At 61.4% G+C, this 19,639-nt stretch carries 17 protein-coding genes and 1 pseudogene; 13 read left to right on the top strand and 5 right to left on the bottom strand.

The genetic code is table 11. The features are described 5' to 3' along the window. The first annotated feature begins 5 nt into the window (after positions 1-5). The 3 genes from QMK50_RS13020 (at position 6) to QMK50_RS13010 (ending at position 3,184) form a co-directional block, all read left to right on the top strand. A complete protein-coding gene (locus QMK50_RS13020) occupies positions 6-638 on the top strand; it encodes a LysE family transporter (RefSeq protein WP_095164777.1) in 633 nt (210 codons plus the stop codon). Positions 639-784: 146 nt separating this feature from the next. Beyond that, positions 785-2,683, top strand: coding sequence for an FTR1 family protein (locus QMK50_RS13015; protein WP_320333248.1), 1,899 nt, complete (start codon positions 785-787; stop codon positions 2,681-2,683). Between the two features lie 45 nt (positions 2,684-2,728). Next, complete coding sequence (locus QMK50_RS13010; protein WP_095164772.1) at positions 2,729-3,184, top strand: YaiI/YqxD family protein; 456 nt, start codon at positions 2,729-2,731, stop codon at positions 3,182-3,184. Positions 3,185-3,238: 54 nt separating this feature from the next. Here QMK50_RS13010 and elbB read toward each other — a convergent pair whose 3' ends face one another. Beyond that, positions 3,239-3,907 (bottom strand): isoprenoid biosynthesis glyoxalase ElbB, encoded by a 669-nt coding sequence (gene elbB / locus QMK50_RS13005; protein WP_320333247.1) that lies wholly within the window; start codon positions 3,905-3,907, stop codon positions 3,239-3,241. 114 nt (positions 3,908-4,021) lie between these two features. Here elbB and QMK50_RS13000 point away from each other — a divergent pair, with 114 nt between their 5' ends. Next, entirely contained in the window at positions 4,022-5,257 is a 1,236-nt protein-coding gene (locus QMK50_RS13000) for a sterol desaturase family protein (protein ID WP_320333246.1), read from the top strand. Here the strand turns inward: QMK50_RS13000 and QMK50_RS12995 are convergent. Beyond that, on the bottom strand, positions 5,238-5,867 hold the full coding sequence (locus tag QMK50_RS12995; protein ID WP_095164766.1) for a DedA family protein: 630 nt from the start codon (positions 5,865-5,867) through the stop codon (positions 5,238-5,240). The two genes, QMK50_RS13000 and QMK50_RS12995, sit on opposite strands and share 20 nt — an antisense overlap. A 207-nt stretch (positions 5,868-6,074) precedes the next feature. Between QMK50_RS12995 and hemB the strand changes: the two genes are divergently transcribed. Both hemB and ppk1 read left to right on the top strand, forming a co-directional pair. Beyond that, on the top strand, positions 6,075-7,088 hold the full coding sequence (gene hemB / locus QMK50_RS12990; protein ID WP_095164764.1) for a porphobilinogen synthase: 1,014 nt from the start codon (positions 6,075-6,077) through the stop codon (positions 7,086-7,088). A gap of 18 nt (positions 7,089-7,106) precedes the next feature. Beyond that, positions 7,107-9,350: a polyphosphate kinase 1 gene (gene ppk1, locus QMK50_RS12985; protein WP_095164762.1), complete on the top strand. Its 2,244-nt coding sequence runs from the start codon at positions 7,107-7,109 to the stop codon at positions 9,348-9,350. Positions 9,351-9,425: 75 nt separating this feature from the next. On the opposite strand, the gene ppx is transcribed toward ppk1, so the two are convergent. After that, positions 9,426-10,928: an exopolyphosphatase gene (gene ppx, locus QMK50_RS12980; RefSeq protein WP_095164760.1), complete on the bottom strand. Its 1,503-nt coding sequence runs from the start codon at positions 10,926-10,928 to the stop codon at positions 9,426-9,428. Positions 10,929-11,283: 355 nt separating this feature from the next. Here ppx and trxA point away from each other — a divergent pair, with 355 nt between their 5' ends. The 5 genes from trxA (at position 11,284) to QMK50_RS12955 (ending at position 16,622) form a co-directional block, all read left to right on the top strand. Next, the gene (trxA, locus tag QMK50_RS12975; RefSeq protein ID WP_003206727.1) at positions 11,284-11,613 is read left to right on the top strand and encodes a thioredoxin TrxA; all 330 of its coding nucleotides are present in this window, start codon (positions 11,284-11,286) and stop codon (positions 11,611-11,613) included. Between the two features lie 248 nt (positions 11,614-11,861). Next, positions 11,862-13,121 (top strand): transcription termination factor Rho, encoded by a 1,260-nt coding sequence (gene rho, locus QMK50_RS12970; RefSeq protein ID WP_025216061.1) that lies wholly within the window; start codon positions 11,862-11,864, stop codon positions 13,119-13,121. 140 nt (positions 13,122-13,261) lie between these two features. Next, positions 13,262-14,728, top strand: coding sequence for a 4-hydroxy-3-polyprenylbenzoate decarboxylase (gene ubiD, locus QMK50_RS12965; RefSeq protein ID WP_320333245.1), 1,467 nt, complete (start codon positions 13,262-13,264; stop codon positions 14,726-14,728). Next, a complete protein-coding gene (locus tag QMK50_RS12960) occupies positions 14,728-15,696 on the top strand; it encodes a CDP-6-deoxy-delta-3,4-glucoseen reductase (protein ID WP_095164756.1) in 969 nt (322 codons plus the stop codon). Before ubiD ends, QMK50_RS12960 begins: the two co-directional genes overlap by 1 nt. Before the next feature lie 257 nt (positions 15,697-15,953). Next, on the top strand, positions 15,954-16,622 hold the full coding sequence (locus QMK50_RS12955; protein WP_320333244.1) for a gamma-glutamylcyclotransferase: 669 nt from the start codon (positions 15,954-15,956) through the stop codon (positions 16,620-16,622). On the opposite strand, the pseudogene glpT reads toward QMK50_RS12955, so the two are convergent. After that, a pseudogene (gene glpT / locus QMK50_RS12950) lies at positions 16,598-17,194 on the bottom strand (glycerol-3-phosphate transporter); the annotation flags it as partial. The gene QMK50_RS12955 and the pseudogene glpT sit on opposite strands and share 25 nt — an antisense overlap. A 182-nt stretch (positions 17,195-17,376) precedes the next feature. Here glpT and QMK50_RS12945 point away from each other — a divergent pair. Further along, positions 17,377-17,985: an energy transducer TonB gene (locus tag QMK50_RS12945; protein ID WP_095164749.1), complete on the top strand. Its 609-nt coding sequence runs from the start codon at positions 17,377-17,379 to the stop codon at positions 17,983-17,985. Positions 17,986-18,033: 48 nt separating this feature from the next. Here QMK50_RS12945 and QMK50_RS12940 read toward each other — a convergent pair whose 3' ends face one another. Further along, a complete protein-coding gene (locus QMK50_RS12940) occupies positions 18,034-19,011 on the bottom strand; it encodes an NADPH:quinone oxidoreductase family protein (protein WP_320333243.1) in 978 nt (325 codons plus the stop codon). Between the two features lie 158 nt (positions 19,012-19,169). On the opposite strand from QMK50_RS12940, the gene QMK50_RS12935 reads away from it, so the two are divergent. Continuing rightward, a complete protein-coding gene (locus tag QMK50_RS12935; RefSeq protein ID WP_095164745.1) occupies positions 19,170-19,586 on the top strand; it encodes a flagellar basal body-associated protein FliL in 417 nt (138 codons plus the stop codon). Positions 19,587-19,639: the final 53 nt, after the last annotated feature.

Below are 19,639 nucleotides of genomic sequence, written 5' to 3'. Positions count from 1 at the left end.
GTGCGATGGTGCTTGAAACATGGCTGGCGTTTTTTGCCGCCTGCTGGGTGATCAGCCTTTCTCCGGGCGCCGGCGCCATCGCGTCGATGTCCAGCGGTTTGCGCTACGGGTTCTGGCGCGGTTACTGGAACGCCCTGGGCCTGCAACTGGGCCTGGCCTTGCAGATTGCAATCGTCGCGGCCGGGGTCGGGGCGATTCTGGCGACGTCGGCCACTGCGTTTTATGTGATCAAGTGGTTTGGTGTTGCCTACCTGGTGTTTCTCGCCGTCAAGCAATGGCAAGCGCTGCCCAGCGACCTGAACGATGATGCGGCGGTTCGCCCGATCGGCAAGCCCTTGGCCCTGATGTTCCGCGGTTTCCTGGTGAACGTCAGCAATCCCAAGGCGTTGGTGTTCATGCTGGCGGTACTGCCACAGTTCATTGACCCGCACGCACCGCTGGTGGCGCAGTACCTGATCCTGGGGGCAACGATGATCTGCGTCGACCTGGTGGTGATGGCCGGCTACACGGGCCTTGCGTCCAAGGTGCTGCGCCTGCTGCGTACTCCCAAGCAACAGAAACGCATGAACCGTACCTTTGCTGGTTTGTTCATTGGTGCTGCGGCGTTTATGGCGACTCTGCGTAAAGCGGTGGTGTAAGCCGTCCGGCACCCGGCAAGGCGACCCCGAGAGGTCGCCTTTTTCATTTCTGCGCGGGATAAAACGCCCAAAGCACGACAAAGCTTGAGTGAAGCTCATTCGAAGTGAACAATATGTAACTTCGTATTTCCAATTGAGATTCATTCATGACTGCCCCGTCCCGTTTTCTGGCCTGGCTGGTGCTCCCGTGGTTATCGCTGTGCAGTTTCAATCTGCTGGCCGACACCGTGGAAGGCGCTCCCCAGGCCCTGCATGTACTCGATTACATTGGCGCCGATTACCCGGCGGCGGTCGAGGCAGGCAAGGTCATCGATGCCGCCGAGTATCAGGAGCAGGTCGAGTTTCTGCGGGCGCTGCAGGGTTTTGTCGCGGGATTGCCAGCCAGGCCGCAGAAGCCTGAGTTGGAGCAGGGCGTGCTCGCACTGAGCAAGGCGGTCGCCGAGCGCCAGGACGGTGTGAGTGTCGCCCGCCAGGCGCGGCAGTTGGGTGCGAAGCTGGCGGTGGCCTACGAGGTCAGCCAAGCGCCGATCATTACCCCCGACCCCGTGCGCGGTGCACCGTTGTATGCCCAGCATTGCTCGGTGTGCCATGGCGCCAGCGGTGCTGGCGATGGCCCCGCCGGGGTCGGCCTGGAGCCTGCGCCGGCGAACCTGCGGGATAGCTCGCGCCAGGACCGCCTGAGTCTCTACGCGATCTACAGCACCCTTGGGCAGGGCATCGAAGGCACCGACATGCCGGCGTTCGCCGATCAGCTGGACGAGCGTCAGCGCTGGGACCTGGCGACTTACATCGCTAGTTTCAGCGTCGACGCGGCGGCGGTGAAAAACCAGCAGACCTACAACCTGGCCGATCTGGCGCGCCAGACGCCGGCCGAAGTGCTGGCGGCCGACGGACCTGAAGCGGCGGCCACCTTCCGTGCGCAACGGGCCCAGCCTCCGCAAGTCAAGCGTGGCCCGGGGCAGTTGCTCGACTACACCGCCGCGACCCTGGACAAGAGCATCGCCGCCTACCGTGCCGGCGACCACGACCAGGCCTACGACCTGTCGGTGGCGGCGTATCTGGAGGGGTTCGAGCTGGTCGAGAGCTCGCTGGATAACGTCGACGCCACAGTGCGCAAAGACACCGAAAAGTCGCTGATGGCCTACCGTCAGTCGCTGCAGGACGGTTTGCCGGTGGAGCAGGCCCAGCAGCGCCTGGATACCGCCAAAGCCAAGCTCAAGGAGTCCGCCAGCCTTCTGGGCAGCGATGGCTTGAGCTGGTCGCTGAGCTACATCTCTGGCCTGTTGATCCTGTTGCGCGAAGGCCTGGAGGCGATCCTCGTACTGGCGGCGATCCTCGCGTTCCTGCGTAACACTGGCCAGCAATCGGCGGTGCGCAGTGTCAATGTCGGCTGGGGCCTGGCCTTGCTGGCCGGTCTTGCCACCTGGGCGTTGGCCGCCTATGTGATCGATGTCAGTGGCGCCCAGCGCGAACTGCTCGAAGGGGCGACCGCCCTGTTCGCCAGCGTCATGGTGCTATGGCTGGGTGTCTGGATGCACGACCGTCGCCATGCGGCGGCCTGGCAGGATTACATCAAGAGCAGCCTGGTGGGCGGAGGTGGGCGTTTCGGTTTTGCGATCCTGGCGTTTTTCTCGGTGTACCGCGAGCTGTTCGAAGTGATCCTGTTCTACGAAACCCTGTGGCTGCAAGCCGGCCCGGCCGGGCACAACGCGGTGCTGGCGGGTGGTGCAACCGCGCTGGTGCTGCTGATCGGCCTGGCCTGGGTGATTTTGCGCGGCTCGGCGAAATTGCCCCTGGCCCTGTTCTTCGGCATCAATGCCGGGCTGCTCTGCGCCTTGTCGGTGGTGTTTGCCGGGCATGGTGTGAAAGCCTTGCAGGAAGCCGGGGTCTTTGGCACGCGTCCGGTGCCATTCTTTGACTTCGACTGGCTGGGGATTCACGCTGATGCCTATTCGCTCGGTGCGCAGGCAGTGGCGATCCTGGCGATTGTCGTGTTGTACAGCCGCAGTCGTATGGCCGAGAAGCGGCGCATGCCGGTTTCGTAACCAGCATTCGACTTGCCCGCGATGCTTTCAACAGAGGAAAACACAATGCGAGTCTGGATCGATGCCGATGCCTGCCCCAGGGCGGCGAAGGATCTGGTAGTGAAGTTTGCCCTCAAGCGTCAGTTCGAGGTGCTGCTGGTGGCGGGGCAGCCGCAGACCAAGCCGGGCCTGGCGCTGGTCAAGTTGATCGTGGTGCCCAGCGGCCCGGATGCGGCGGACGACTACCTGGTGGAGCATGCCGTACCCGGCGAGTTGGTGATCTGCAGCGATGTGCCGCTGGCCGACCGCCTGGTGAAGAAGGGCGTTGCCGCGCTGGACCCGCGCGGCAAGGAGTTCGATGCACAGAACATGGGCGACCGCCTGGCGGTGCGCAATCTGTTCACCGACCTGCGTGAACAGGGGCAGATGAGTGGCGGTCCGGCGCCGTTCGGCGAACGGGAAAAACAGGCGTTCGCCAATGCGCTGGACCGGATCCTGACCCGGCTCAGCCGCCAGGCCTGAACGTTGCCACCCAGGCCCTCTGCGCTGGCACGCCAGCGCCTGCTGCGGGGTAGGTCAGGCGTCGTTTTCGTGGGTCAGTTCGAGCACCCGGTCCACCAGCTTGTTGATACCTGAAGCCACTTCGCTGATCGACTGCGCCATCATGTAGGCCGGGGTGCTCACCAGTTTGCGCGCCTTGTCTTCGACGATGTCGGTGACGGCGCAGTCGGTGTGGGTGGCGCCCATCTTGGTCAGCGCCGCAGCGGTATCGGCATCGTTGCCGATGGTGCAAGTGACGCCGGGACCGTAGATCTTCGCCGCCAGGGCTGGGGAAATACAGATCAGGCCCACCGGCTTGCCGGCTTCGGCAAAAGCCTCGGCCAGGGCCAGGACTTCTGGTTGCAGGCTGCAGCCCGCGCCTTCGATGGCAAAGTTGGAAAGGTTCTTGGCGGCACCAAACCCTCCGGGAACGATCAGCGCATCGAAGTCCTCGGCGTTGGCGTCACGCAGGTCCTTGACCTGGCCACGGGCGATGCGGGCCGACTCCACCAGCACATTGCGCGACTCGGGCATTTCTTCGCCAGTCAGGTGATTGATCACATGCAACTGGGTGATGTTCGGGGCAAAGCACTGCACCTGTGCGCCACGCTGGTCGAGGCGCAGCAGGGTAATCACGCTTTCGTGGATCTCGGCGCCGTCATAGACGCCACAGCCGGAAAGTATCACTGCAACTTTTTTGCTCATGGGTTCTTCTCCAGGTTCATGGCGCTAAATGTCCACTAATTTGTCGCTCGTTGCCATAGGGTTGCTGCGTGTCTGGGCCTAATCTCTGGACAACCACTGCCCACGGGTCGCGTCATGAATTTCATTTTGTATGCGGTGCCGTTTTTCTTCGTGCTGATTGCCATCGAGCTGCTGGCCGACCGTTGGCGGGGAGTCAGTCATTACCGCCTGGCGGACGCGATCAACAGCCTCAGCACGGGCGTGTTGTCGACCACCACCGGGCTGCTGACCAAGGGCGTGGGCCTGCTGACCTACGCCTTTGCCCTCGAGCACCTGGCGCTGTTCGAACTGTCGGCGGACAACCCGTGGACCTGGGTGTCGGCCTTTGTCCTCTATGACTTGTGCTACTACTGGCTGCACCGCTGTGGCCATGAGCGCAACATCCTCTGGGCGGCGCATTCGGTGCACCATCAAAGCGAGGACTACAACCTGTCCACGGCGCTGCGCCAGACCAGCACCGGGTTCCTGCTGGGCTGGATCTTCTATCTGCCGCTGGCAGTGCTCGGCGTGCCCCTGCTGGTGTTTGTCAGTGTCGCGGCGCTGAACCTGCTGTACCAGTTCTGGGTCCACACCCAGCACATTCCCAAGCTGGGCTGGTTCGAGTGGTTCTTCGTGACCCCATCCAATCATCGTGCTCACCATGCACAGAACGCTCTCTACATGGATCGCAACTATGGCGGGGTGTTCATTATTTGGGACCGGCTGTTTGGTTCTTATCAGGAAGAGGACGACAACGAGCCGGTGATTTTTGGCGTGACCACGCCGCTGGCCAGCTGGAATCCGTTGTGGGCGAACGTGCAGTTCTACGCGCAGTTGTGGACCGATGCGCGGCGCGCCGAGCGGCGATGGGACAAGCTGCGGATCTGGTTCATGCGTACCGGTTGGCGGCCGGCGGACGTTGCCGCCAAGTACCCGCTACACAAGCCGCAGTTGAGCCAGTTCCGCAAGTTCGAGGTGCCATTGGCCGGGCGCCAGCAACTGTACGTAACCCTGCAGTTCTGTGTGTACGTTGCCTTGGGCAGTTACCTGCTGGGTCGCGAGCAACACCTGCCCGGCAGCGCGTTGCTGCTGGGTTGGGCTGCGCTGGCGTTCGGTCTGTTTGTGCTGGGCATGGCCCTGGAGAATCGCCCGCAGGCGCTCAGGCTGGAACTGCTGCGGCTGCTATCGAACCTACCGCTGGTGTGGCTGGCACCTCTGGCGGGGCTATGGCCGGCCAGCAATCTGATCTGGGTCGGCCTGAGCGCTTACAGTGTGCTGAGTGGGATTGCGTTGTACGCTTGCCAAAAGTCGTTCACTCGGCTGGCGTCGTAGGCTCGTTCTTGGCCTTTTCGGCGATCAAGGCCTGCTCGTCGGCATAGACCTGGCGGGCCAGGCGAGCGTTCTTGAAACGGCGACGCAGCCACAGGACGACGCCCAGCACCAGCAGGGCGCCAAGCACCCATAGCTCGTACTTCTTGACGCTGCCCAGCATGCCTTCGAGCACTGCGCCAAAATGATAGGCGGCAGCCGCCAGCGCGGTAGCCCAGATCGCCGCGCCGATGCCGTTGAGGATCAGGTAGCGTCCCGGCGGGTATCCCGAAAGGCCGATGGCCACCGGCATCACCGTGCGCAGGCCGTAGACGAAACGAAAGCTCAGGACCCAGATGTCCGGGTGCTTGCGGATATGCTCCAGCGCCCGGTCGCCCATCATTTGCCAGCGTGGTTTGCGCGCCAGCAGCTTGCGCCCGTGCTTGCGTCCCAGGAAGTACCACAGCTGGTCACCGGCATAGCTGCCGAGGAACGCCACGACCACCACCACATTGATGTCCATGTATCCGCGGAACGCGAGGAATCCCGCAAGAACCAGGATGGTTTCGCCTTCGAAGAACGTGCCTAGAAAGAGGGCAAAGTAGCCAAAATCATGCAGGAATTGTTGGAGCATTGTCTGGGTGCTGGCGAAATGAACGCGCAGCCTAACCCTTCGGGCTCAGGGAGGAAAGTATCCAAATGTGTCTCGACGTGAACATTTCCTACAAGGACAATGAATGCGGCTACTGGTCACAGGGGTGCACACAACTGTCATACGACGGTCATAATGAGCGCTTATAACTGTCACGCTCGCCCGCCAGCGCGGGCTCAGGAGTCTGCCGTGAGCTTTACCCCCGCCAACCGTTTGTTTCCTGCAACCCGCCTGCGTCGCAACCGTCGCGATGACTTTTCGCGCCGTCTGGTGCGGGAAAATGTCCTGACCAGCAACGACCTGATTCTGCCGGTGTTTGTGCTGGACGGTGAGAACCGTCGCGAAGCGGTGGCCTCGATGCCGGGCGTAGAGCGCCTGACCATCGACTTGTTGCTCGAGGAAGCGGCCCAGTGGGTAGAACTTGGCATCCCGGCCATCGCGCTGTTCCCGGTGACCCCGAGCGAGCTCAAGTCCCTGGACGCCGCCGAGGCCTGGAATCCGGACGGCATTGCCCAGCGCGCTACCCGCGCGCTGCGTGCACGGTTCCCGGAGCTGGGGGTGATCACCGATGTCGCACTGGACCCGTTCACCACCCACGGCCAGGACGGTATCCTTGATGAAGAAGGCTACGTGCAGAACGACATCACCGTCGATGCATTGGTCCGCCAGGCTTTGTCCCATGCTGCGGCAGGTGCCCAGGTGGTGGCCCCCTCGGACATGATGGATGGACGGATCCAGGCGATCCGCGAAGCGCTGGAGCTGGCCGGTCATGTCAACGTGCGGATCATGGCTTACTCGGCCAAGTACGCCAGTGCCTACTACGGTCCGTTCCGCGATGCAGTCGGCTCGGCCCTGAACCTGGGCAAGGCAAACAAGGCGTCCTACCAGATGGACCCGGCCAACGGCAACGAAGCCTTGCATGAAGTGGCTAGCGACTTGTCAGAAGGTGCGGATATGGTCATGGTCAAGCCAGGCATGCCGTACCTGGATATTCTTTATCGAGTCAAAGAAGAATTTAAAGTGCCGACCTTTGTCTATCAGGTCAGCGGTGAATACGCCATGCACATGGCGGCAATCCAGAATGGCTGGTTGAGCGAAGGGGTGATTCTTGAATCCCTGACCGCTTTCAAACGCGCCGGTGCTGATGGCATCCTCACCTACTTTGCCGTACGTGCCGCTCAATTGTTACGAGAGCAAAAATAGCCCTCCCAGGAACACGCGATGAATACCGAAGGACTCACTGAAGTTGCTGTAAACGAAGCTCAGCCCGTGGTCGAGCCCGTCGTTGAATCCACCCCCGAAGCGCTGCCGGAACGTGAACCGGTCGCAGCGCCGCCGGTGGTGGTCGCCGACGCCGCCCCTGCGGCGCCGGCCATCGCGATCCCGGGCCTGGATGACAGCAGCCTGTACATCCATCGCGAGCTGTCGCAACTGCAGTTCAACATCCGCGTGTTGGAACAGGCGCTGGATGAGTCCTATCCCTTGCTGGAGCGGCTGAAGTTCCTGCTGATCTTCTCCAGCAACCTGGACGAGTTCTTCGAGATTCGTGTCGCCGGGCTGAAGAAACAAATCACCTTCGCCCGCGAACAAGCCGGTGCCGACGGCCTGCAGCCGCATCAGGCGCTGGCCCGCATCAGCGAACTGGTGCACGGCCATGTCGATCGCCAGTACGCCATCCTCAACGACATCCTGTTGCCGGAGCTGGAGAAACATCAGGTCCGCTTCATCCGTCGGCGTCACTGGAACACCAAGATCAAGACCTGGGTGCGCCGCTATTTCCGCGACGAGATCGCACCGATCATCACCCCGATCGGCCTCGATCCGACGCACCCGTTCCCGTTGTTGGTGAACAAGAGCCTGAACTTCATCGTCGAGCTCGAGGGCATCGACGCCTTCGGTCGTGACTCCGGCCTGGCGATCATCCCGGCACCACGTTTGCTGCCACGGGTCATCAAGCTGCCGGAAGAAGTCGGCGGCACCGGCGATAACTATGTGTTCCTGTCGTCGATGATCCATGCGCACGCCGACGACCTGTTCCAGGGCATGAAGGTCAAGGGCTGCTACCAGTTCCGCCTGACCCGTAACGCCGACCTGTCGGTCGACACCGAAGATGTCGAAGACCTGGCCCGCGCCCTGCGCGGCGAGCTGTTCTCGCGGCGCTACGGCGATGCGGTGCGCCTGGAGGTGGCCGACACTTGCCCGAAACACCTGTCCGACTACCTGCTCAAGCAGTTCAACCTGCACGAGACCGAGTTGTATCAGGTCAACGGCCCGGTCAACCTGACGCGCCTGTTCAGCATCACCGGCCTGGACAGTCACCCCGAGCTGCAATACACGCCGTTCACCCCGCAGATCCCGAAACTGCTGCAGAACAGCGAGAACATTTTCAGCGTGATCAGCAAGCAGGACATTCTGCTGCTGCACCCGTTCGAGTCGTTCACCCCGGTGGTCGACCTGCTGCGCCAGGCTGCCAAGGACCCGCATGTGCTGGCGGTCCGCCAGACCCTGTACCGTTCCGGCGCCAACTCGGAAATCGTCGATGCCCTGGTCGACGCCGCGCGTAACGGCAAGGAAGTCACTGCGGTGATCGAGCTGCGTGCGCGCTTTGATGAAGAGTCCAACCTGCAACTGGCCAGCCGCTTGCAGGCTGCCGGTGCGGTGGTGATCTACGGTGTGGTCGGCTTCAAGACCCACGCCAAGATGATGCTGATCCTGCGTCGCGAGGCTGGCGAAATCGTCCGCTACGCGCACCTGGGTACCGGTAACTACCACGCCGCCAACGCCCGCCTGTATACCGACTACAGCTTGCTGACGTCCGACGATGCCTTGTGCGAAGACGTCGGCAAATTGTTCAGCCAGTTGATCGGCATGGGCAAGACGCTGCGCATGAAGAAGCTGCTGCACGCGCCGTTTACCCTGAAGAAGGGCATGCTCGACATGATTGCCCGCGAAACCCAGTTCGCGCTCGACGGCAAGCCGGCACATATCATTGCCAAGTTCAACTCGCTGACCGATCCGAAGATCATCCGCGCGCTGTACAAGGCCAGCCAATCAGGGGTGCGCATCGACCTGGTGGTGCGTGGCATGTGCTGCCTGCGGCCAGGCATCGCCGGGGTCTCGCACAACATTCACGTGCGCTCGATCATCGGTCGCTTCCTCGAGCACACACGGGTGTTTTACTTCCTCAATGGCGGCGAGGAGCAGATGTTCCTGTCCAGTGCCGACTGGATGGAGCGCAACCTGGATAAACGGGTTGAGACCTGCTTCCCGGTAGAAGGCAAGAAACTGCTGACCCGGGTCAAGAAAGAGCTGGAGCTGTACCTCAGCGACAACACCCACAGCTGGAGCCTGCAGTCGGACGGCCGGTACATCCGCAACACCCCGACCGGCAACCAGAACCCGCGCAGTGCGCAGGCGACGTTGCTCGAACGTCTGGGCAGCCCGATCTTGCCGGTCAGCAGTTGATCGACAGATAGCAGGCAAAAAAATGGCGATCCCTGGGGATCGCCATTTTTGTTTCTGCACCGCTCAGGCCATGCCTCAGCGCACGTTGAGGGTGAACCCGATCCGCGCCAGCCACTCGGCCTCCAGGGCGAAGTCGGCCTGGGTCAGCTGATTGTCGTCCAGCCACTGTTCCGGGAACTGCACTTCCAGGCTGTCGCGGTTGGCGTGCAGGGTGACCTGGGGCATCGTCTGGGTGCCGCGGATGTGATGGAACAGGATCGCGAAGCGCAGCAGCACGCACAGGCGGATCAGCTTGATGCCTTCGTCGCCGAACTCGGCAAACTTGTCCTTGGGAATGTTGCGTCGGTGACCACGTACCAGCAGCGCCAGCATCAGTTGGTCTTCGCGGGAGAAGCCGGCGAGGTCGGAGTGCTCGATCAGGTAGGCGCCGTGCTTGTGGTAATGGTAGTGAGCGATATCCAGGCCGACTTCATGGACCTTGGCGGCCCAGCCCAGTAGCTCGCGCCACACACCGTCATCCAGCTCCCAGTCCACCGCCACCTGGTCGAACGCGTGCAGGGCCTTGCGTTCAACCCGAGCGGCTTGCTCCAGGTCGACGTGGTAACGGTCCATCAGCGAGCTCAGGGTGCGCTCACGGACGTCTTCGTGGTGATGGCGGCCCAGCAGGTCGTACAGCACGCCTTCGCGCAGGGCACCGTCGCAATGGTCCATGCGCTGCAGTTCAAGGGCGTCGAAGATGGCTTCGAGAATCGCCAGGCCGGCCGGGAAGATCGCCCGACGGTCAGGCTTGATGCCTTCGAAGTCGATCTTCTCGGCGTCGCCCAGCTTGAACAGCTTGCGCTTGAGCCAGGCCAGGCCTTCGGCATTGACCTCGCCCGCGCCGTGGCCGCCGGCCTTGAGGGCCAGGCCGATGGCGCGAATGGTGCCCGAGGAGCCGATGGCCTCATCCCAGGTCAGGCGGTGCAGGGCGTGTTCGATGCTCATGATCTCCAGGCGCGCTGCGGTGTACGCCTGGGCGTAGCGTGCCGGGGTGATCTTGCCGTCCTTGAAGTAGCGCTGGGTGAAACTCACGCAGCCCATTTGCAGGCTTTCGCGCAGCAGCGGCTCAAAGCGCTGGCCAATAATGAATTCGGTACTGCCGCCACCGATGTCGGCGACCAGGCGCTTGCCCGGAGTGTCGGCGAGGGTGTGGGAGACGCCCAGGTAAATCAGGCGCGCTTCTTCACGCCCGGAGATGACTTCGACCGGGTGGCCGAGGATTTCTTCGGCGCGGCGGATGAATTCGCCACGGTTGCGCGCTTCACGCAGGGCGTTGGTGCCGACGATCCGCACCGCACCCAGGGGCATGCCGTTGATCAGTTGGGCAAAACGCTTGAGGCAATCGAGCCCGCGCTGCATGGATTCTTCGTTGAGTTGGCGGGCCTCGTCGATCCCGGCCGCCAGTTGCACCTTTTCGCCGAGCCGCTCGAGAATGCGGATCTCATTGTGGTGAGCCTTGGCCACGACCATATGGAAGCTGTTCGAGCCCAGGTCGATAGCGGCGATCAGGGACAGATTCTTGGCTTGGGATTGGGGCATGGTCTAGAGGTCTCGGTCGATAACCCGACCATCGTGCCACGATCAATCGCTGCCGCCAACGCGCAGTGTTTAAAGCATTGATCCAACTCAGTTGTGTGGGTGAGCGCTGTGGGGGCAATCGCGAGCAGGCTCGCTTTCACATGGACTCAGGCAATGCACGCGACGGGCGGTCGGCGAACCGCCAAATCCTGCTGGGCGTCGCCAAATGGCATCCCTGGCTCCCGCCGCCGCCGGAGTTGAGCTATACCCAAACTCACGCAACACCATAGCGAGACTCAATCAACTGCGGCTTCCTGAACGAGGGAAGGGCGGCTATGATGGGCCACGTTTTTTTGCTTACAACCTGGAGACTTCCATGAGCAGCGATCTTATCAAACACGTTAGCGACGCTAGCTTCGAAGCTGACGTACTCAAGGCCGAAGGTGCTGTACTGGTCGACTACTGGGCTGAGTGGTGCGGTCCATGCAAGATGATCGCTCCGGTCCTGGACGAAATCGCTGAGACCTACAAAGGCAAGCTGACCGTTGCCAAGCTGAACATCGACGAAAACCAGGAAACCCCGGCCAAGCACGGCGTGCGTGGTATCCCGACGCTGATGCTGTTCAAGAACGGCAACGTCGAAGCCACCAAGGTCGGTGCGCTGTCGAAGTCGCAACTGGCTGCCTTCCTCGACGCCAACATCTAAGCGTCGTTGCAGGTGGTACCCGAAAAGCCCCGCAAATTGCGGGGCTTTTTCGTTATTGAGGGCTAGACGCTCCGAAACTCAGGTGGTACATTCGGCCCCGCACTGGTTTCTCCATTGCCCCCTGCTAGCCGTCGCCGACGCACTCCTTTTCGAATAAGTACGCGATCCTGTCGCCTTCTCTGCGGCGCGGCCTCATTAAGCCAAAAGCTTAATTTCCCCCCCTCCATAAATGATTACGTCATTCCTATATGAATCTGACTGAACTCAAGCAAAAGCCGATTACCGAACTGCTCGAATTGGCCGAACAGATGGGCATAGAAAATATGGCCCGTTCGCGCAAGCAGGACGTGATTTTCTCCCTGCTGAAAAAGCACGCGAAAAGCGGCGAGGAAATCTCCGGTGATGGCGTGCTGGAGATCCTCCAGGACGGCTTCGGCTTCCTGCGCTCTGCAGACGCTTCCTATCTCGCCGGCCCAGACGATATCTACGTCTCGCCGAGCCAGATCCGCCGTTTCAACTTGCGCACCGGTGACACCATCGTTGGCAAGATCCGCCCTCCAAAGGAAGGCGAGCGTTACTTCGCACTGCTCAAGGTCGACACGATCAACTTCGATCGTCCGGAGAACGCGAAGAACAAGATTCTCTTCGAGAACCTGACCCCGCTGTTCCCGACCGTGCGCATGAAGATGGAAGCCGGCAACGGTTCCACCGAAGACTTGACCGGTCGTGTCATCGACCTGTGCGCCCCGATCGGCAAAGGCCAGCGCGGTCTGATCGTTGCACCGCCGAAAGCCGGTAAAACGATCATGCTGCAAAACATTGCAGCGAACATCGCCCGTAACAACCCGGAAGTTCACCTGATCGTGCTGCTGATCGACGAGCGTCCGGAAGAAGTAACCGAAATGCAGCGCACCGTGCGCGGCGAAGTGGTTGCCTCGACGTTCGACGAGCCGCCAACCCGCCACGTGCAGGTTGCCGAAATGGTTATCGAGAAGGCCAAGCGCCTGGTTGAGCACAAGAAAGACGTGGTCATCCTGCTCGACTCCATCACTCGTCTGGCGCGTGCCTACAACACCGTGATCCCGAGCTCCGGCAAGGTCCTGACCGGTGGTGTCGATGCCCACGCCCTGGAGAAGCCAAAACGTTTCTTCGGCGCGGCACGGAACATCGAAGAAGGCGGCTCGCTGACCATCATCGCCACCGCGCTGGTTGAAACCGGCTCGAAGATGGACGAAGTGATCTACGAAGAGTTCAAGGGTACCGGCAACATGGAACTGCCCCTGGACCGCAAGATCGCTGAAAAACGCGTCTTCCCGGCCATCAACATCAACCGTTCCGGCACCCGCCGCGAAGAGTTGCTGACTGCCGACGACGAGTTGCAGCGTATGTGGATCCTGCGCAAGCTCCTGCATCCTATGGATGAAGTGGCTGCCATCGAGTTCCTGGTCGACAAGCTGAAACAGACCAAGACCAACGATGAGTTCTTCCTGTCGATGAAGCGCAAGTAAGTCGAGCGGGACCGCAAGAGCCGGGGAAACCCGGCTTTTTGCTATCTGACTTTTCATGATCTGAGCTGTCACTATTTTGAACCGTCGGGTTCGGCGCTAAACTCATGCCCCCGAACGCCACGGCCAAGCGAGGCTAACGCATGCAGTATCGCGACTTGCGCGACTTTATCAGCGGCCTGGAACAGCGCGGCGAACTCAAGCGCATCCAGGTTCCAGTGTCCCCTGTGCTGGAAATGACCGAGGTTTGCGATCGCACCCTGCGGGCCAAAGGGCCGGCGTTGCTGTTCGAGAACCCCACCGGCTACGACATCCCTGTGCTCGGCAACCTGTTTGGCACACCTGAGCGCGTGGCGCTGGGCATGGGCGCCGAAGCGGTCAGCGAACTGCGCGAAATCGGCAAGCTGCTGGCCTTCCTCAAGGAGCCAGAGCCGCCGAAGGGCCTCAAGGACGCCTGGTCGAAGCTGCCGATCTTCCGCAAGATCATTGCCATGGCGCCCAAGGTGGTCAAGGACGCGGTGTGCCAGGAAGTGGTCATCGAGGGCGACGACGTCGACCTGGCGATGCTGCCTGTGCAGACCTGCTGGCCGGGCGACGTCGGCCCGCTCATCACCTGGGGCCTGACGGTCACCAAGGGGCCGAACAAGGACCGCCAGAACCTGGGCATCTATCGCCAGCAAGTGATTGGCCGCAACAAGGTCATCATGCGCTGGCTGAGCCACCGTGGCGGCGCGCTGGACTACCGCGAATGGTGCGAGAAGCACCCGGGCCAGCCGTTCCCTGTGTCCGTGGCCCTGGGGGCAGATCCTGCGACCATTCTCGGCGCGGTGACGCCCGTGCCGGACAGCCTGTCCGAGTACGCGTTCGCCGGGCTGCTGCGCGGTAACCGCACCGAGCTGGTGAAGTGCCGTGGCAACGACCTGCAAGTGCCGGCCACGGCCGAGATCATCCTCGAAGGCGTGATCCATCCGGGTGAAATGGCCGACGAAGGTCCCTATGGCGACCACACCGGCTATTACAACGAAGTCGACAGCTTCCCGGTGTTCACGGTCGAGCGCATCACCCACCGCATCAAGCCGATCTACCACAGCACCTACACTGGCCGGCCGCCAGATGAGCCGGCGATTCTCGGCGTGGCGCTCAATGAAGTGTTCGTGCCGATCCTGCAAAAGCAGTTCCCGGAGATCACCGACTTCTACCTGCCACCCGAAGGCTGCTCGTACCGCATGGCGGTGGTGACCATCAAGAAGCAGTACCCGGGCCACGCCAAGCGGGTAATGCTGGGTGTCTGGTCGTTTTTGCGACAGTTCATGTACACCAAGTTCGTTATCGTCACTGACGACGATATCAACGCCCGCGACTGGAATGACGTGATCTGGGCCATCACCACGCGCATGGATCCCAAGCGCGATACGGTGATGATCGATAACACGCCGATCGATTACCTCGACTTCGCCTCGCCGGTTTCCGGCCTGGGCTCGAAGATGGGGCTCGATGCCACGCATAAATGGCCTGGTGAAACCACCCGCGAGTGGGGCCGGGTTATCGTCAAGGATGAGGCGGTGACGCGCCGGATCGATGCCATCTGGAATCAGTTAGGAATAGATTGATGCGTGTAACCTTGCAGCCGTCCGGAGCAGTGCTTGAGATACTGCCCGGCGAGCGGATCCTCGATGGAGCGCGGCGCCTGGGCTACGACTGCCCGCAGAGCTGCCGCAATGGCAATTGCCACGTGTGCGCGGCGTTGCTGGTCGAAGGCCGGGTCGAGCAGAGCGGTCATGTGCGCGACCACGGCGAGTTCTACACTTGCATTGCAGAGCCGCTGGAAGACTGCATTGTGTTGTGGGATGGCGTCCTTGCGCTGGGAGAACTACCGGTGCGCAGCGTGTCGTGTCAGGTAATTGAGTGCGTGGACGTGGGTGGCGATACCTGGCGGGTACGCTTGCGCGCACCGGCAGGCAAGCCGCCGCGCTATCACGCCGGCCAGTACCTGATGATCGAACGGGAAAACGGCGAAAAGTCGGCGTTTTCCCTGGCCTCGGCGCCCCACTCGGGGCGTGACCTGGAAATCCACGTGCTCGCCCGCGAAGCCAGTGCCCTGAGCCTGATCGAGCAGTTGCAACGCAACCGCATGGCCCGGGTCGAGCTGCCATTCGGCGATACCCACCTGGCCGAGTTACCGGAGGGTCCGCTGGTGCTGATTGCGGCGGGTACCGGCATGGGGCAGATCCACAGCCTGCTAGAACATTGCCGGGCCAAAGGCTTCAAGTACCCGGTGCACCTGTACTGGGGCGTGCGCCGCCCGGAAGATTTCTACCAGATGGAGCACTGGGACGAATGGCTGAAGTTGCCCAACCTGTTCCTGCACCAGGTGGTCAGCGACCTGTGTGGCTGGGAAGGGCGCTGCGGCATGTTGCATCAAGCGGTCTGTGAGGATTTCCCGGACCTCAAGCCCCTGCATGTCTACGCCAGCGGCTCGCCGGCCATGGTCTATGGCACGCTGGATGCCTTGGTCGAGGCGGGTATGGACGCCCACCAGATGCGCGCCGACGTATTTGCATATGCGCCTCGATCTTGATCCGCGATCTTGAGCCTCGATCTTGATCCGCGCTCTTGAGCGACGCAATTGAGTTCGAAACTTCGTTATAACTCCCTATATAGCCTATCGGTATTTATTCAAACGGATAAATACCGATAGGCTATATGTCATTCAGGCGCTGGATTAATTTCGGTGCCATGCTCTATAAACTGTCTTAAAACAAATGTGCCTTATTGTTACAGCGGTGCGTTCTATTAAGTAATTGTTTACCCGCGGGGAGCTGAACGCTATTCGCCATGACAGCCATTGAATCTGATTTTCTCAATCTGGCTTACCCTCCGCGGCTCGATCTGGGGCCGCAGCTGACGCACGAGCAATTGCTCCACTCCATGCAAAACACCATGGCCCGCCACCAGGGTGGACCGGTCTGGTTGTTCGCCTACGGCTCGTTGATCTGGCGCCCCGAATGCTCGGCGGTCGAGCGGGTGCGCGGTCGAGTGCATGGCTACCATCGTGGTTTGTACCTGTGGTCCCACGAACACCGGGGCACGCCGGAGTTGCCAGGGCTGGTATTTGGCCTGGATCGCGGCGGTTCATGCAGTGGTTTTGCCTACCGCTTGCCCGAGGAGCAACTGCAAGCATCGTTGTTTGCCCTGTGGCAGCGCGAAATGCCGGTCCCGTCGTACCGCCCACACTGGCTCAACTGCCGCCTGGAAGATGGCAGCAAGGTTCAGGCATTGGGTTTTGTCCTGGAGCGACACCTGCCCAGCTATGCCGGCAACTTGCCGGACCATGTGCTCAGCCAGGTCTTTGAAAGTGCCAGCGGACGCTATGGCAGCACGCGCGATTATGTCGAGCAGACCGCCAGCGCCCTGCGCAGCCACGCCATGCCAGACCGGAATCTGGAGGCGCGGCTCAAGCGTTGTGGGTCATCCAGGGATCAGGCGATGGCTTCGCGGCCCTGACTGGCGATTTGCTTGTGGCGCAGGGTTGGCGCCAGGAACGCCATGGCCAGCAGGCACGCACCGATCAACAGCACAAACCCGCCATCCCAACCGAAGTGGTCGACGGTGTAGCCCATGGCCGCACTGGCGGCGACCGAGCCGCCCAGGTAACCGAACAGTCCGGTGAAGCCCGCCGCCGTACCTGCGGCTTTTTTCGGTGCCAACTCCAACGCCTGCAAGCCGATCAGCATCACCGGGCCGTAGATCAGGAAGCCGATGGACACCAGGGCGATCATGTCGACGGTGAAGTGCTTGGCTTCCTTGAGGTAGGTCGGAGCCCAGTCCAGCACGCCATAGCGCAGCAGGTAGACATATACGTTGGCGAGGGCGATGTACCAGAGCATTTTGTTGCGCAGCACTTATTTGACGAAGATTTCCTTGGCGCTGAATTCTTCTTCATGGCTGGCATCGTAGCTGTGGGGATAGTCGTTCTTGTACTGCTCGATGGGCGGCAAGCCCACGGATTGCGGGGTGTCGCGCATCACGATGAAGGCAAACACCGCCACCAGCAGGGCCACTGCAGCGGGTATGTAACTGGAGGGCGGTGTAGGAGATTTCCCCGGAGGCGAACTCCGGCGGTTGCCTGGTAAAAAACGGCAATGATTTGGGAGACATCCCGCGAAGCTGTCGGAAGTTGGGGGATAGGGCGGCAAAGCCCTTCGCCTTAACCTTTTGCGTAGGTGCCAACAGTGGCACAGAGATCGCGGAGGGTGTCATGCGTTGGTTAGGTTTGCTTTTGGTCTGGTGTATTTCGAGTGACGGCTTGGCCGCGCAGTTGTTCCTGATTCCAGAGAACACGCCCAAACCGGTTTATCCCCGGGCACTGCATAGGGCTGGGATCAACGGTGAGGTACGGGTAGGTTTTACGGTGCAGGCCGATGGTTCGGTGAGCGGGGTCAGGATTCTCGAAAGTGTTCACCCGGATCTCAGCGCGGTAAGCCAAGAGGCGATTGAGCAGTGGCGCTTCAAGCCCTGGACGGTGGGGGGCGAGAAGCCGGCTGAACTGGAAGTCATAGCGCCGATGCAGTTTCACCTGGATGATTCGACCGGCCTCAACCAATGGCTCAAAGAGGTGAAATGCCGAGAGATCAACCCGGGTTTCGCCCATACCGCCGATTACCTGTGGGTCGACCTCGCAGCGTTCCGATACACCCGGGCTTACTTGTCGAGTGGCTTTTTCCAGCATCAATGGACGACGGCAGAGCGCCTGGCAATGATTAAAAGGCTGAACCGCCAGGTGCTGAGCATTGCCAGGCGCTGCCTGGATTACCCCGCATCCAGGTTCTTCCGGTTCCTGCCGGAGGAGATTCGCAAGGTGCTTTAGCCGGTACGCTCTGTACAGCGTTGTCAGCTGTACAGCGCGCGCCCCGACTCAGCGAACCTGCACCACCACCTTGCCCACCGCCTTGCGCTGGCCCAGGTCATTGATGGCCTGGGCCGCGTTGGCCAGGGGATAGACCTGCGACACCAGCGGCTTGAGCTTGCCTTCGGCAAACCAGCCGAACAGTTGCTGGAAGTTCGCCGCGTTGTCCTGGGGTTGGCGTTGGGCGAACGAACCCCAGAATACTCCGACCACAGCAGCGCCCTTGAGCAGGGCGAGGTTCACCGGCAATTCAGGGATCCGCCCGCTGGCGAAACCGACCACCAGCAGGCGGCCGTTCCAGGCGATGGACCGGATGGCCTGGTCGAACAGGTCGCCGCCGACCGGGTCGTAGATCACGTCGGCGCCCTGGCCGTCAGTCAGGCGCTTGATTTCGTCCTTGAGGTTGGTTTCGCTGTAGTTGATCAGCTCATCGGCACCGGCGGCCTTGGCCACTGCCAGTTTCTCGGCGCTGCCGGCCGCGGCGATGACCCGGGCACCCATGGCCTTGCCGATTTCCACGGCAGCCAGGCCCACGCCGCCGGATGCACCCAGCACCAGCAGGGTTTCCCCCGGCTGCAGGTGGCCGCGTTGTTTGAGCGCGTGCATCGAAGTGCCGTAGGTCATGCTGAAGGCGGCGGCGGTGTTGAAGTCCATGGACGCAGGGATAGGCAACACGTTGTAGCCCGGTACCGCGACCTGCTCGGCAAAACTGCCCCAGCCGGTCAGCGCCATGACCCGGTCGCCGACCTTGAGGTGGCTGACCTTCTCGCCCACCGCGCTGACCACGCCGGCCGCCTCACCCCCCGGGGAAAACGGGAAGGGTGGCTTGAACTGGTACTTGCCCTCAATGATCAGCGTGTCCGGGAAGTTGACCCCCGCGGCGTGCACTTGCAGGAGGATTTCGTTCTTCTTGGCGACAGGACTGGCGACTTCTTCCAGCACCAGCGATTCGGCAGGGCCGAAGGCTTTGCACAGCACGGCTTTCATCAGGGCTATTCCTTTGGGAGTGATGGCCGATAAGTGTAGGTGGGTGAGTCAAGGGGTCAACGAGCATGCCCCACCCTGATAGCCGCCCATAAGCTTTGCGCTTGGGCGCTGGGGGGTGGATGGTTATGCTAGGCCGCAAACCGGATAAGGAGCGAAGTGTGAAAGCGTGGATCATGTTGATGCTGGCCCTGTCGCTGCCTATGGCAGCGCAGGCCGAAGAAGCCAAGGAAGCCAAAGAGGGCGAAGCGCCGAAGGTCAGCTATATCAGTTTGACCCCGCCGTTCGTGGGCAATTACGGCCTGGATGGCACGGCCAGGCTCAAGGTCTATAAAGCCGACGTGGCGCTGCGGGTCACCGGGGAGGAGGCCGCCAAGGCGGTCAAGGCCAATGAGCCGTTGATTCGTAACCAACTGGTGGCGCTGTTCGGCCAGCAAACCAGCGAGACCATGAACAACGTCGAAGCCAAGGAAAAACTGCGCCAGGAAGCCCTGAAGCAGACCCAGCAAGTGATGAACGACGAAACCGGCAAGCCGATGGTCGATGATCTGTTGTTCAACAACCTGATCATCCAGTAAGGCCCCTGTTGAATGGGCTGGCCCCATCGCGAGCAAGCTCGCTCCCACAGGCT

It is taken from the genome of Pseudomonas sp. P5_152 (assembly GCF_033989915.1).
Taxonomy (GTDB): Bacteria; Pseudomonadota; Gammaproteobacteria; order Pseudomonadales; family Pseudomonadaceae; genus Aquipseudomonas.
Note: the sequence above shows the minus strand (reverse complement) of the source record. Positions and strands in the feature narration are given on the sequence as shown.